Raw genomic sequence first — 14115 nt, 5'->3', positions numbered from 1 at the left:
GTTGGCGAGGGGGCAGAAAGGGAGTTCGAGAGTTACGGCCGGGGCTGCTGAGAGCGTTGTACAGCCCCGGCTGCGACGGATTACTTGGCGACCCAACCGGACCAGCGGTCCTTGTTTGTTGTCATCCAATCCGACACCACGGTGTCAATGTCCACGCCGTCCAGATCGGCCTTGCCGACCATGGCGCTCATCTCTTCGTTGCTCAGCGTATAGGCGCTGACGATGTCATAGGCCCCGGGCCATTTGTCCTGCATCCCAGCCCAGGCCGCTTTCCAGATCGGACCACGGGGTTTGCCACAGTCATAGGCCATGTCTGGGTTCACACCAACCGACGGATCTGAATAGCATTCGGCCGAATAGGGCGGGAATTCTACAAACTCTCCGTCATACTTGGCAGGGGCCCAATGCGGGACATAGACCCACAAGACAATTGGATCCTGACGTTGATACGCGGATTCCAATTCGGCAAACAGCGCCGCATCGGTTCCCGCGTGGACCACTTCGAAATCCATCTCTAACGCCTCGACACGTTCGTCGTCAAAGCCGCCCCAGGTGACCGGGCCACCCACATAGCGGCCATTGGGGTCGGTTTCGGCGGTGGCAAATTCTTCGGCGCAGTCCTTCAGCGCCTCCCAGTTGGGCAGACCGGGGCAGCGGTCCTTCATATAGGAGGGATACCACCACTCCTCGATGGCCATCAGGCCGGTTTCCCCGACATTGACCACCTTGCCAGTCGCGGTGGCATCGTCCAGCGCTTCGCGGCCAGTGGTTTCCCAGATTTCCATCGCCAGATGCAGATCGCCGGTCTTGAGCCCTGCGAACTGGGCGATGTAGTCGGCCTGCACATACTCGACGTTGTACCCAGCCTCTTGCAGGATCGAGCCCATGATCTTGGTGTTGATCAATTGGCCCGACCAATCATGCAGTGTCAGTTTGATGGGATCAGATGATTCTGCGGCCCATCCGGCGGAAACGCTTGTGGCCAAGGCCAAGGTAACCGCGCCCAAGGTGTTGATTTTATATGTCATTTCGATCTCCCGGTTGTGTGGCTTTATGTGTTTATTTTTGTATTTATGTGGGAATGCTGCGGTAAAATTTGGCTTTAGTCAATCAAAACCACAATAACTCACAAAAAATCAGCGAAATTCGGAAACTTCAGTGGTGATTGGCTGAGAAATTGGTCGGTGTGTTGTTTTTTGTGGCTTTTTGCCGTAAACCCACATGCAGGGGGCCCAATGAACACATCACGCAAAACCACGAACCAACGCGAAGAAGAAATCCTGCGGGAATTGCAGCGCGTCGGTGGTTCGGGGCGGGTCAGTTATCTGGCGGCGCAGTTGGGGGTTTCGAATGAAACCATCCGCCGCAATATCCGCACGCTCGAGGATGCACAGATCGTGCGCAAGGTGCACGGCGGCGTGCATCTGGTCGAAGAGGTCAACGAGGCCCCATTTCAGAGCCGCATGGGCACCCAGGCCGAAAGCAAGGAACACCTGGCCGCGGCTGTCGCAGAGAACATAGGAGACGGGGATTCCGTGTTTCTGGATATCGGATCCACCACGGCCTATGTGGCCATGGCATTGAAAAAGCGCAGCAACCTGTTCGTGGTCACCAATTCAGCCTTTGTTGCCAATTGTCTGGCGGCGCGCAATGGCAACCGGGTGTTCATGGCCGGTGGTGAATTGCGCGCCCATGACGGCGGGGCCTTTGGGGCCGAAGCGCTGGATCTGGTGGGACGTTTGAATGTACAGTTTGCTGTGTTTTCGGTTGGGGCGGTGAACGCAGAGTTCGGGTTCATGCTGCACGACCTGGAAGAGGCGAATATCGCCCGGGTCGCTGCTGAAAATGCACAGGTGCGGATCGTGGTGGCCGACAGTGACAAGTTCGGCAAGCGTGCTCCGGTGGCGTTGGATCAGACGGCCAAGATCGACATTTTCTATACGGACCATCAGCCCCCCAACTCTGTGGTGCAGATGCTGGAGCGCAATGACATCGACCTTGTCGTGTTGCCCTAAGGGACCTGTCGGGGGGCAACCCTGGTGCCATGGGTGATGGCAGCCGAAGGATAAAGGATCACTGTATCCCCCGCATCAAGGCCGGACAGCACCTGCGCCATTGTCCCGTTGCTGTGTCCAATCTGAACCGGGGTTTGCCTGGCTGTGCCATCGCGCAGCACAAACACCGCCCAATCCGGCCCTACGCGGAACAGGGCGCTGGCCGGGACCGTCAGCGCCTGATCGTCCTGCCAGACGACAATGCGGGCTTCCACCCGGAAACCATGCCCCAAAGCGGCGCGCTCGGATGCCGGGCTGGTCAGGCGTACGACGGTGGCGACACGCTGTTCTTCGACCCCCAAGGCCGAGTATTTGGTGACGCCAAATGGGTCGATGCGTTCAACTTCGCCCTCCAAGGTCTGGGGGCCGCCCCAGTCAACCAACGCGACCGGATCCCCGACGCTGACCTGCACCGCATCGGACGAAATCAGGTCGACCACAACCTCCAGCTCGCTGTCGACATTGCCGATCTCCATGATTGGCGCGCCGGCGGGCAGGGTGGTCGCGCTTTGCTGGATGACCCGCAAAATGCGCCCGTCTGCCGGGGCGTGGAGCGGAATGTCCATGCCATTGGTAACCCCGACGGCCCCGGCGAACGCTGAATCCTCGAACCCGATCAACAGAGCGCGGGCATTGGCCAGTTCGGCCTCACGCATGGCAATGGCGGCTTCGGCTGTATCAACGGCGGCCTGTGCCACGCGGGCAGATTGTTGTGCCCGCTCCAACATGACTTCGGATGTGATGCGGCGATCCACCAGTGTCTGGGTGCGCGACAGTTCGGTCCAGGCCAGGTCGCGTTTGGCCAGAGCCGCGTTCAGATCCGCGCGCGACACCCGCAATGCGGCCTCGGCGGCAGTGACAGCGGCGCGGGCCTGTTCGCGGGTGCGCACATCCAGGGCCGAAGGATTGGTAGGCAGCATATGTGCCACCACGGTTTCGCCCCGAACGACGGGATCACCGGGGTTGACTTCGACTCGCTGCAGGCGACCGGCCACCGGGGTCGATACCACATAGGGTTCGCTGACCCGGGTGCGCCCCTCTTCGTCAATCGTGACCTGCATGGGCGCACGGACGACCTGGCCCAGATCGACCAATGCCGGTTGCGGCCAGAACGCGACCGCCAGTGCCCCGGCGATCAACACGACCGCCCCAAAAGTCAGGGTCATACGAGAGCGTTTGCGTGTTTGTGTCATGGTATTATTCCCGTGTTTTCAGGGCCGAAATCAGGTCGAGCCGATCCAGGTCACGTTTCACCAGCCAGCCTGAGAACAGGGCCGCACCGATCACGACCAACATGGCTGTGCCATAGCTGCGTGGTGAAATCAGCACCGGGATCTGGTACAGTTCGGTTGAAAACCCCGAGGCGATGTTGAAGGCCAGCCCATAGCCCAGAAGGGCCCCGATCGGCAGGGCCAGGAGGATAACCGCGCCCAGTTCCGCCAGCAGGATAAAGGCGGTTTCGCCATGGCTGAAGCCGATCACGCGCAGGCTGGCCAAATCCCGGGCCCGTTCGGCAAAGGCAATGCGCGCGGCATTGTAGATGATGCCAAAGGTGATGATAAAGGCAATCACCCCCATCACATAGCGAATGGCCCCGGCTCCTGTGTTCATCAGCACTTCAAAGGCCACGCGGGCCTGTGATTTGACGCTGATCCCGGCAATTGTGGGCATGTCACGCAGATCGGCATAGATCCGTTTGGCGTGGGCCTGGTCAATGCTGAGATAGGCACCGGAAATGCGCCGTGGTTCGCGCAGCATGCGGTTCAACGCTTCCAGGTCCATATAGGCGGGCGCTCCGAGCAGTGCTGTGGCGATGGCTGCCACCGGGACCCGGATCAGGGGCTGGCGGCCTTCGCGCACGTCAACGCCGATCAGGTCACCCGGCTTGGCGTTCAAAAGATCGGCCAAAGCCGTAGACAGAACGATGCCCTGTCGCGGCAGGTCGATCGGCAGTGCCTGTGCATTCAGGGCGCGGTTCAGTTCGGGCGAAGGCGGAAGGCCGGTCAGGGACCCGCGGTGGCTGCGTTGGCCCAGCGACAGAACTACCGGCACATGCCGCACGGCTTCGGCCTGTTCGACCCCGGGCATCCGGTGCAGTTCAAACAGGGTCTTGTCGCTGACGGCATGGGTAAAGGTGACGGTCACATCGGACCGGTCAATAACCCCAAAGGTCAGATCGACGGTCCGGTCGAACCCGGCATAGATGGTCATCATCGCCGCCGAAAGCCCCATACCACAGGCCACCCCGATCACAGCGCCCATTATGCGTCCCGGTTGGCGGGTCAGTCGACGCAGCACCATGCGGCTGGGTTGATCGAGAAAACGGTTCACGCTGTGGCCAATCTGTCCGGTGCGGCTGTAATCTGGCGGGGCGGGGGGGCGCATGGCTGTGGCGGGCGTCAGCGCAAAGACGTGCCTCAGCACCAGAACCCCACCCGCTGCTGCGGCCAAAGTGCTGGTGGTCACGCCAATCACGAACGAAGCCGGTTCGAGCTCAAAAACCAGGAATGGAAATTTGTAATACGTCACAAAGACGCCGACCATGGCCCGCCCGGCCACCACGCCGCCCATGCATCCTGCGATGGCCCCACCAAAGGCAATCGCCAACACCAGCCTGGCGTAATGCGCACCGACTTCGATGTTGGTATAGCCGAACGCCTTGAGCAGGCCGATTTCCTCGCGTTCGGATTGGACCATGCGGTTGATCACGATATAGAGCAGGAACGCGGCCACGGCGAGAAACAGCGGCGGAACAACCTTGGAGGCGGCTTTCAGCCCGGATATTTCTTCGGAAATAAATCGATCCGACATTTGCTGATCCCGCGGATAGGCCCCGGTGCCGCCAAAAGGAGCGAGGATCTGGTCCACTGCGTCCAGCACCGCGTTTTCATCTGCACCGCGCGACAGGCCCAAAAGCAGGCTGTTGAAGGCTCCGTTCATGTCATAGGTTGCTGCGAGCGAGGCGCGCCCCATCCAGATGACAGCAAACCGCGCATCGTCGGGGATGAATTCGCCGGGTGCGGTAACATATAAAAATTCGGGTGATTGGGCCAGGCCGACAATGCGGAAACTGCGCCGTGCGCCATTCATGGTTGCGCGCAGACGATCACCGGGGTTCAGCCCACGTGCGGTGGCAAAACTGTGCAACAACAGGATTTCATCCGACTGTTGTGCCTCGGGCATGCGGCCGCTGGTCAGATACACGTCATTCAGGACCGGTCGGCCCTGGTCGGGCAGGGACAGGGCCTGCGCCTGAATCGGCAGATCTTCGTTCGGTATGTCGATCAGCGCCTGTCCCGACACCCGCGATTGCAGGCTGGACACACCAGGCAATGCAGCGATCCGGGCTTCGACCCGTTCCGGTGCGCGGGCTACGGTGGCAAAGATATCGGCCAGCCGATAGCGGTCATAATAGGTGGCGCGGGTTTGCGAAATCGACGCGGTCAGCCCGGTCATCATCACCAGCATCAGCACGCCAACGGCAATGACAGCGCCAATTGCCGTCGCCTGTCCCTTCATCCTCCACAGGTCCCGGCGCAGTTTCTTATCCAGCGGGCTTACCATATGATGTCATCTGGGCTGAGCTTGGTGGTGTTCTCCACCACTTCTCTGATGGCACCGTCAGCAAAATGGATCACCCGATCGGCCATCTGTGCGGTATGGGCCGCGTGGGTCACCATCAGGATGGTCGTCCCCAGTTGCTGGTTCACATCGCGCAAGACCCGCAGCACGGACCGTCCCGTGGTGCTATCCAATGCGCCGGTCGGTTCGTCGCAGAACAACACATTGGGTCGTTTGGCGACGGCACGGGCAATGGCGACACGCTGTTGTTCGCCACCGGATAATTGCGCGGGAAAATGATCCATGCGTTCGCTCAGCCCGACCAGAGACAAGGCGTCTTCGGCGGGCATCGGATCATCGGCGATTTCCGTAACCAGTTCGACATTTTCCAACGCCGTCAGGCTGGGCATCAGATTGTAGAACTGAAACACGAACCCGACATGGCGACGCCGATACAGGGTCAGCGCCCGATCTGTCATGGCGCTGAGGTTTTGGTCACGGAAATGCGCCGTACCCGATGTGGCGCGATCCAGCCCGCCCAGTATGTTCAACAATGTCGATTTGCCGGATCCTGACGGCCCCAGCAACACCACGATTTCACCCTGCGGAATTTCAAGATCGACGCCGCGCAACGCATGCACAGCGGAACGGCCTTCGCCATAGGTCTTGGTCAATCCCTTGGCGGTAAAGGCGGGCTGTGTCCTGATGTGTCCGGGCATATTGGCCTCGGTTGACGGAAATTTGTACCTGTACTCTATGGGCTGGGTGCGGTGACACAAGATGGTGCAGCGTCGCGCCGTGCGTGACGTAGCGGCCCGTGCTTTGGCCAGAAACCAGGGTCACCATCTGACCCAGCGCTGCATCGTTCAGACACCCGGGTTTCATCTCCAGCGCAACATGATTTCAAAGGTGGTGAAACGCCGGGCCAAGGCGTTTGCCAACGTTTGGGACACGTCCGTGGGTCAGGCTGTGCCTGATCCTGCCAACCGCAGGAGTCTGTGAGCCGATATCAAATGTGGCAGATCCAGCATCTTGCCGTCCAACTGTGCGACCCCGGATTGTGCGGTCTCGAGCGCGGCGATCACACGTCTTGCCCATTCCACATCCGCGGGGGCCGGGGTCATGGCGGTGTGGATCGTGTCGATCTGGGCCGGATGAATGGCCATTTTGCCATCGAACCCCAAGGTGAATCCATCGCGCGTCTCCGCATTCAGACCCGCCGTATCATGGAAATCGACGAACACTGAATCGATCGCCAGAACGCCGGCGTCCCGCGCGGCCAGCAGCGTCAGATCACGGGCCTGCACAAACAGGCTGCGATAGCTGCCATCGGTGGCGCGGTTGCTCAGCGATCCCAGATCGGCGGCCAGATCCTCGCCGCCCCAGGTCAGGCCGGTCAGCGCCGGATGTGCCCAATCCTGCCGCATCAGATTGCGCACGGCCCGCACGGTTTCTGTCGCAATCGCCAGAATGCCGATCCGCCCGCCCGTCATCTCTGACAGGGTCGCAATATCATCGGGTCCCTCGCATTTGGGCAGAACGTAGCCATCTGGCGCATGGGGCAGGGTGGCTGCGACATCCGCAGCCGCCAACCCGGTCCCCAGGCCATTGACACGGACAAAGCGCAAGGGTCTTGCGGGGTGGGTCAGTGCCTCGGCCACCAATGCCCGAGCTGTTGGCTTGTCTTGTGGCGCAACTGCGTCTTCGAGATCGAAGATCACCACATCAGCGTCACAGGTCAGCGCCTTTGCCATCTTGCGTGGATCATTTCCGGGCACGAACAACCAGGATCGCGTGGCGGCTGTTGCGGGTATCATGGCGACTCCCTCAGCAATCGGTCCGCCACCGATGTTACATAAACTGCGGCGTCGTCATGGGCGGGGTCGAACCATTCCAATGACCAGTTCAACGCCCCAATGATGGCGTACCGCAGGTAGCGTATGTCTGTTGGCGTCGCCTTGGGTCCCAGGTGCTGTTCGATCAAGGCGGACCAGATCTTGTCATACTTCTTGCGCACGGACTTGAGCTCGCTCTGAACAGTCAACGGGACAAAGGGGTAGCATCGAATATGTGCCGAAGAAAAATCGCTGGCGGACAACAACGTCTCCAGATGGATCTGCATGGCCCGAGCCATCCGGGCGCGCGGGGGCAAATCGGGGGCGTCTTCCAGCCCTGCTTGAACCGCGTCGGACACGATTTCAACCCCCAGCCGCATGACATCGGTCGCCAACGCCTCTTTGGAGGGGAAATGGTAATACAGGCTGCCGGCCTTCATCCCCACCTCGGCTGCCAACTCACGCAGCGACATATCAGCATAGCCCCGGGCGCGCATCATTCGCGCTGCATGGGTCAATATCTGATCGCGGGCAGCGGCGGCTTTGGGCTTTGGATTGGGAGTACGGGGGTTGGCAGAGGAAACGGTCATCGAGTGGTCCATGAAGCGGGGCAGGCTGTCCTTTGAGATATCCGGTCTGCGTGCAACCGGCCAGTGCGGTTCACATGCGTTTGGCGACTTCTTCCAACATGACTTCGGTGGCACCCCCGCCAATGGCTTGCACACGGGCGTCACGCGCCATGCGTTCAATGGTGCTGCCTGCCATAAAACCCATGCCGCCGTGGAACTGAACGCATTCATACATGACTTCGTTTACCAACTCACCACAGTAGGCTTTTATCATCGACACGTCGCGGACCAGGTGTTCCCCTGCTGCCGTGCGTGCAGCGGTGGCATAGATCATCTGGCGTCCCGCTTCGACCCGTGCCGACAGCATGGCTAGCCGTTGGCGGATGGTCTGTTTCTCCCACAAGGGCGCGCCAAAGGCCGTGCGGTTTTTCACATAATCCACGGTCAGTTCGATCGCGGCCTGGGCCTCGCCCATGGCCATGGCACCCAGTACCAGACGTTCGTTCTGAAAATTCTTCATGATCTCGTAGAACCCGCGACCTTCGGCCCCCAGCATGTTTTCAGCAGGCAGCCGCACATCCACCAGCGACAGCTCGGCCGTGTCCGAACTGTGCCAGCCGTGTTTTTTCAACTTGCGGGTCACGGTAAACCCAGGCGTGCCCTTTTCCAGCAGAAACATCGAAACGCTCTGACTGGCCGGGCCTGTGGTGTCGGTTTTGACCGCGATGCAATACAGGTCGGCCAGCACCCCGTTGGTGATAAAGGTCTTGGTGCCGTTCAGAACATAATGATCGCCGGAGTGATCGACCGCGCGCCGTGCGGTCGTGCGGATGCTTTTGACGTCAGATCCGGCATCGGGTTCGGTGATGCCAACCGCGGTTATGGTGTTCCCGGCAATGATTCCTGGCAGGTATTTGGCCTTTTGTTCCTGGGTCCCGGCATTGAACACATGAACCGAGGCCATATCGGTGTGCACCAGCGCGGTGATCGCCACACCTGCATAGGTGCATCGTCCCAATTCTTCGGCCAGCACAACGGTGGCCAATTGATCCATATCGGAGCCGCCGTAGGCTTCGGGATAGCGGATTCCGAACACCCCCAATTCGCCCATCTTTCGCAACAGGTCGCGGGGGGTGTGCCCCTGTTCTTCCCAGATGTCCGCATGGGGCTTGATCTCTTCCTCGACCAGGCGGCGCACTTGGGCGCGCAACATGTGGTGTTCATCGGAAAAGAAGAAGGAGGAGGCGGTGGTGGCGTCAAATCCAAGGGTCATCTTTGGTCTCTTTGTGGTTGTTGACAGATTTTCTAACGGACGTTAGGTAGAAAATCAAGGGAGGACGCCATGCCCACCATTCCAGATCTGATTTCAGACCTGCGCGGCCGTCACAGGGCCGCGTCCCAGGGCGGCGGAGAGCGTTTTCGCATCCGCCATGCAGAACGCGGCAAGATGTTTGTGCGCGACCGGATCGAATTTCTGTTGGATCCGGCCACAGCGTTTCTCGAGCTGTCACCGCTGGCCGCGTACGGGATGTACGGCGGCGAGGTTCCGGGTGCCGGAATAGTCACCGGCATCGGCGTGGTGCGCGGGCGGTCCTGTATGATCATTGCCAATGACGCCACGGTCAAAGGCGGATCGTTCTTTGCGGAAACCGTGCGCAAACATGCGCGCGCCCAGGAAATCGCTCAGGCCCATCGGTTGCCATGTCTGTATCTGGTGGATTGCGGTGGTGCGTTTCTGCCCGAACAGGATCGGGTTTTCCCGGACAAGGATCATTTTGGAGGTGCATTCTGGCGGCAATGCCAGATGTCGGCGTCAGGTATCCCACAGATTTCCGTGGTATTTGGCGGATGCACGGCGGGTGGGGCCTATATTCCGGCGCTGAGTGATCAGGTGATCATGGTGCGGGAGACCGGTCGTATCCATCTGGGAGGCCCGCCCATCGTCAAGGCAGCCATCAACGAGGTTGTCGACGGCAACACTTTGGGCGGGGCCGAGATGCACACCAATGTGTCGGGGGTCAGTGACCATCTGGCAGAGGACGAAGAGGGCGCATTGCGCAAGTTGCGCGAATTGGTCGGATATCTCGAGCCAGGGATGCCCAGTGATCCGCCACAAGCGTCAGCCCCCCCCGCAGCGGATGCCGGAACACCGGCAGAGTTCGCTCAGATCGACCTGAAACGCCCCACCGATACGCGGGCCATGATCCGCAGCCTGGTGGATGGCAGCGATTTTTCCGAATTCAAGCCCGATTATGGCGCGACTCTGGTCTGTGGTTTTGCCCATATCCACGGCTATCCGGTGGGAATCCTGGCCAATGACGGGGTGTTGTTTTCCGAAAGTGCGCTCAAGGGTGCGCATTTCATCGAACTGTGTGATCAGCGCCATATACCCTTGCTGTTCTTGCAGAATATCACCGGTTTCATGGTCGGAACTGACGCCGAGCGCGGTGGCATCGCCAAACATTCGGCCAAGCTGGTCTATGCGGTTTCCAATGCGCGAGTGCCAAAATACACCGTGATCACAGGCGGCTCCTATGGCGCTGGGAACTACGGAATGTGTGGGCGCGGGTTTCGGCCCCGGTTCCTGTTCTCCTGGCCCAATGCGCGCATTGCCACGATGAGCCCGGATGTCGCAGCCACGGTGGTCACCGACCTGCGCCGGGCCAGCCTGAAATCACCCGCATCCAAGGACGAGATCGCAGAGCTGGACAGGCGCACGCGGGCCCAGTTCACCGAACAAAGCGACCCCTATTACGCCACAGCGCGGCTGTGGGATGACGGGATTATCGAACCGGACCAGACCCGAGATGTGATGGGGTTATGCCTGGCGCTGTCCGCAGCAGAGCCCCGCGAAACCGGGCCGCGCCCAGTTTACCGGATGTGAGGGCGCATGATGTTTGACACATTGCTGATCGCCAATCGCGGCGAAATTGCCTGTCGGATCATGCGCACGGCGCGGGCGATGGGGATCCGAACGGTTGCGGTTTATTCGGACGCGGACCGGGACGCCTTGCATGTGCAACTGGCGGACACCTCTGTGCATATCGGGGGGGCTGCGGCGCGGGACAGTTATCTGCGGGTGGATCGGATCATCGCGGCCGCACAGACCAGCAGTGCCCAGGCGCTCCATCCCGGATATGGCTTCTTGTCGGAACGCCCCGACCTGGCCGAAGCCTGTGTCCAAGCCGGGCTGATCTGGGTTGGACCTCACCCCCATGCGATCCGTATCATGGGGGCCAAAATCGAAGCCAAAGCCGTGGCCTTGGCCGCTGGCGTGCCCTGTCTTCCGGGCTATGCAGGCGCGGATCAACGCGACGAGACTCTGATCGCCGCCGCGCATGACATTGGTCTGCCGGTCATGATAAAGGCCAGCGCCGGGGGTGGGGGCAAAGGCATGCGCGTGGTCCATGATCCGGGGGGATTGGCTGACGCCATTAAATCGGCGCGCGCCGAATCCGAACGCGCCTTTGGCGAGGGGCGGTTGATGATCGAAAAGCTGGTGCAAAACCCGCGCCACATCGAAGTGCAGCTGTTGGGCGACAAACATGGCAATCTGCTGCACCTGCATGAGCGCGATTGTTCGGTGCAACGCAATCACCAGAAGCTGCTCGAAGAGGCACCGGCCCCGAATCTGAGCGCTACCACACGCGATGCGATGTTCGATGCGGCGCTGCGATTGGGGCGCGAGATCGGGTATGACAGCGCGGGCACCGTGGAATTTGTCATGGAGGGTGAAACCGAAGCCTACCATTTTCTGGAAATGAACACGCGGTTGCAGGTGGAACACACCGTGACCGAAGAAGTGACGGGCCTGGACCTGGTGGAACAGCAGTTGCGGGTTGCTGCGGGTCAGCCTTTGGGGCTGACACAGGCCGATATCCGGTGCTGCGGCCATGCGATCGAAGCCCGGCTCACTGCCGAGGACGCGGCCTTGGGGTTCAGACCCCAAACCGGAGAGATCCTGCATTGGGCACCGGATCCGGGCCTGCGATGCGACAGCGGGGTTCAGACTGGGTCGGTTGTCGCCAGCCATTACGATTCCATGATTGCCAAGCTGATCGCCCATGGCCCCGACCGCGACAGCGCACGCAAATCGCTGATCCGGGGGCTGGAGCGGACCGGCGTGGCCGGGCTCGGGACCAACAGGCTGTTTCTTCGGGACGCGCTGGCCAGGGATGCGTTCGCCCAAGGGTGCGCCACCACCGGGTTCATTGCCGCGCAATGGCCGGATGGTTGGGCTGCGCCAGCCGCGCAAACAACCAGGCTGGCCGCTCTGGCGCGCCATTCCGCACAGCCGTCGGGCACGTCGCCGTGGTACGGACTGGGTGGAATGCGTTTGTTGGATCAGGCGGGGCAGCCGGCTTGTGCCCAATATTTGGAGACCGATGCGCCCGATGCCGCGGTCGAAATCCGCGGGCGACAGGGACAATTCGAAGTGACCTCTCGCGAGGGGACGGTTTCCTGTCTGATCACGCGCGCCAGTGCGACAGAGATGAATGTCATCGAAAACGGTTTTTCCAGCCGGTATGGCGTATTTGACACGGGTACGGAAATCTGGCTGTGGAGCCCCGCGTTCGATACCAGCCACAGGCTGTCGTTGGCCGGAGATCTGCGTTTGGCGACCCGATCAACAACGGATACGGCCCCGGATCGCATTGTTGCGCCCATACCGGGGCTGGTGGCCGACCTGCCTGTTGCTGTCGGAAAGGTCGTGCAAAAGGGGGAAACTGTGGTGGTGTTGGAATCAATGAAACTGCTGATGGAGCTAAAGGCCATGGCCGATGGTGTCGTGTCAGCCATCGCCTGTGAACCGGGCGCAACCGTCGATGCCGGAGAGATTCTGATTCGCATCGACATCACCAAAGGAGCGTAACCCATGGCCGGCCTCTGGTTCGAAGAGTTTCATCCGGGGATGGTGTTTGATCACGCGATCACCCGAACCATCACGGAATCCGACAATATGATGTTTTGCGCGATGACCTTTAATTCGCAGCCCCTGCACATCGACCGCCATTTTGCTGAGGGCACCGAATTTGGCCGCCCACTGGTCAATTCGATCTTCACCCTGGGGGTGATGATCGGGATCACGGTGAATGAAACCACGCTGGGGACGACCATCGCCAATCTGGGGATGAGCGATGTGCGCTTTCCTGCCCCGGTGTTTCAGGGCGACACTTTGAGAGTGCGGACCACCGTGAAGGATTGCCGCGACAGCGGATCGCGCCCCGAAGCAGGGATTGTGCACTTCCTGCACCAGGCCTTTAATCAGGATGGGGTTCTGGTTGCGACCTGCGACCGGGCCGCATTCATGCGGCGCAAACCATCCCACCTGGCGGTCAACCTTCCAGATTGAAGAAGCCGCGCATGTCTTCGGCAATGGCCTGGGTGGCAGCGGCGATCAGTGCGTCGCCATGTTCCGGGCAGGCCAACGCCGAATGCGACCCCACCCGCCCATCTGGAAACTGGGCGCGGTGTTCCTGCGGCGGCCCATGGCGGTCGCCGGCATGGGCGGCGATGAATTCCGCGCTCAATTGTTCGGGAGGGTCTGCGGCATCACCGGTGGGCAGGACGTGAAACAGCGATTGGGTGATGGCAATTTCGGATGGGGTGGCATGCATCCCCTCCCATGCGCCGTACCATTGACGCCGCAACAGGTTGACCGGTTCGAAATCCCACCAGCTGCGAATTTGAACGCGGGCAGTCAGCCCAGTGGCCGCTGTCCGCATCGGTGCCAGATTGGCACCATGCCCGTTCACAACATAGATCCGGGTGAAACCCTGGGATTGCAGCCCTTCCAACAGCTCACGGGCCATGGCCTGAAACAGGTCCGCAGACAATGACATGGTCCCCGCAAACCCCATGTTGAATGGGGCAGGCGTATAGGCCAGAGGCGGCGCACAGATGGCCCCGCAGATGTCGGCGGCCCGTTCGGCCAGCGCCTGGGCACAGATCGTGTCGGTGCCAATCATTCCCATGGGGCCATGTTGTTCCGTTGATCCCATGGGCAAAACGATACCGCCACCGGATTTCACATGGGCGTCGACCTGTTGCCAGGTCATGCGACTGAGTAACATGTTACCGCTCCTGTCTTTGTTT

General features: G+C 60.6%; 12 protein-coding genes. 4 read left to right on the top strand and 8 right to left on the bottom strand.

Annotation, left to right across the window (positions count from 1 at the left end; genetic code table 11):
- Window positions 1-80 precede the first annotated feature (80 nt).
- Complete coding sequence (locus QEZ52_RS17445; RefSeq protein ID WP_406645748.1) at window positions 81-1028, bottom strand: ABC transporter substrate-binding protein; 948 nt, start codon at window positions 1026-1028, stop codon at window positions 81-83.
- Window positions 1029-1235: 207 nt separating this feature from the next.
- On the opposite strand from QEZ52_RS17445, the gene QEZ52_RS17440 reads away from it, so the two are divergent.
- Window positions 1236-2015 carry a DeoR/GlpR family DNA-binding transcription regulator gene (locus QEZ52_RS17440; RefSeq protein ID WP_406645747.1) on the top strand — a complete coding sequence of 260 codons (780 nt, stop codon included), beginning with the start codon at window positions 1236-1238 and terminating at the stop codon, window positions 2013-2015.
- Here the strand turns inward: QEZ52_RS17440 and QEZ52_RS17435 are convergent.
- The 6 genes from QEZ52_RS17435 to QEZ52_RS17410 all read right to left on the bottom strand — a co-directional run bounded on the left by QEZ52_RS17435 (window position 2012) and on the right by QEZ52_RS17410 (window position 9292).
- Window positions 2012-3247, bottom strand: coding sequence for an efflux RND transporter periplasmic adaptor subunit (locus QEZ52_RS17435; protein ID WP_406645746.1), 1236 nt, complete (start codon window positions 3245-3247; stop codon window positions 2012-2014). The genes QEZ52_RS17440 and QEZ52_RS17435 overlap by 4 nt on opposite strands.
- A gap of 4 nt (window positions 3248-3251) precedes the next feature.
- Complete coding sequence (locus QEZ52_RS17430) at window positions 3252-5618, bottom strand: ABC transporter permease (RefSeq protein ID WP_406645745.1); 2367 nt, start codon at window positions 5616-5618, stop codon at window positions 3252-3254.
- The gene (locus QEZ52_RS17425) at window positions 5612-6334 is read right to left on the bottom strand and encodes an ABC transporter ATP-binding protein (RefSeq protein WP_406645744.1); all 723 of its coding nucleotides are present in this window, start codon (window positions 6332-6334) and stop codon (window positions 5612-5614) included. Before QEZ52_RS17425 ends, QEZ52_RS17430 begins: the two co-directional genes overlap by 7 nt.
- Window positions 6335-6577: 243 nt before the next feature.
- Complete coding sequence (locus QEZ52_RS17420) at window positions 6578-7432, bottom strand: HpcH/HpaI aldolase/citrate lyase family protein (RefSeq protein WP_406645743.1); 855 nt, start codon at window positions 7430-7432, stop codon at window positions 6578-6580.
- Window positions 7429-8040 carry a TetR/AcrR family transcriptional regulator gene (locus tag QEZ52_RS17415; protein ID WP_406645742.1) on the bottom strand — a complete coding sequence of 204 codons (612 nt, stop codon included), beginning with the start codon at window positions 8038-8040 and terminating at the stop codon, window positions 7429-7431. Before QEZ52_RS17415 ends, QEZ52_RS17420 begins: the two co-directional genes overlap by 4 nt.
- A gap of 70 nt (window positions 8041-8110) precedes the next feature.
- Window positions 8111-9292 carry an acyl-CoA dehydrogenase family protein gene (locus tag QEZ52_RS17410; protein WP_406645741.1) on the bottom strand — a complete coding sequence of 394 codons (1182 nt, stop codon included), beginning with the start codon at window positions 9290-9292 and terminating at the stop codon, window positions 8111-8113.
- 69 nt (window positions 9293-9361) lie between these two features.
- Between QEZ52_RS17410 and QEZ52_RS17405 the strand changes: the two genes are divergently transcribed.
- The 3 genes from QEZ52_RS17405 to QEZ52_RS17395 are packed head-to-tail and all read left to right on the top strand — an operon-like array spanning window position 9362 to window position 13372.
- Window positions 9362-10903 (top strand): acyl-CoA carboxylase subunit beta, encoded by a 1542-nt coding sequence (locus QEZ52_RS17405; RefSeq protein ID WP_406645740.1) that lies wholly within the window; start codon window positions 9362-9364, stop codon window positions 10901-10903.
- A 6-nt stretch (window positions 10904-10909) separates the two neighbouring features.
- Window positions 10910-12892 carry an acetyl/propionyl/methylcrotonyl-CoA carboxylase subunit alpha gene (locus QEZ52_RS17400; RefSeq protein ID WP_406645739.1) on the top strand — a complete coding sequence of 661 codons (1983 nt, stop codon included), beginning with the start codon at window positions 10910-10912 and terminating at the stop codon, window positions 12890-12892.
- 3 nt (window positions 12893-12895) lie between these two features.
- Window positions 12896-13372 (top strand): MaoC family dehydratase, encoded by a 477-nt coding sequence (locus tag QEZ52_RS17395; protein ID WP_406645738.1) that lies wholly within the window; start codon window positions 12896-12898, stop codon window positions 13370-13372.
- Here the strand turns inward: QEZ52_RS17395 and QEZ52_RS17390 are convergent.
- Window positions 13356-14093: a creatininase family protein gene (locus QEZ52_RS17390; protein ID WP_406645737.1), complete on the bottom strand. Its 738-nt coding sequence runs from the start codon at window positions 14091-14093 to the stop codon at window positions 13356-13358. The genes QEZ52_RS17395 and QEZ52_RS17390 overlap by 17 nt on opposite strands.
- Between the last annotated feature and the right edge of the window lie 22 nt (window positions 14094-14115).

It is taken from the genome of Aliisedimentitalea scapharcae, from assembly GCF_045277565.1.
Classification (GTDB): domain Bacteria; phylum Pseudomonadota; class Alphaproteobacteria; order Rhodobacterales; family Rhodobacteraceae; genus Aliisedimentitalea; species Aliisedimentitalea scapharcae.
Note: the sequence above shows the minus strand (reverse complement) of the source record. Positions and strands in the feature narration are given on the sequence as shown.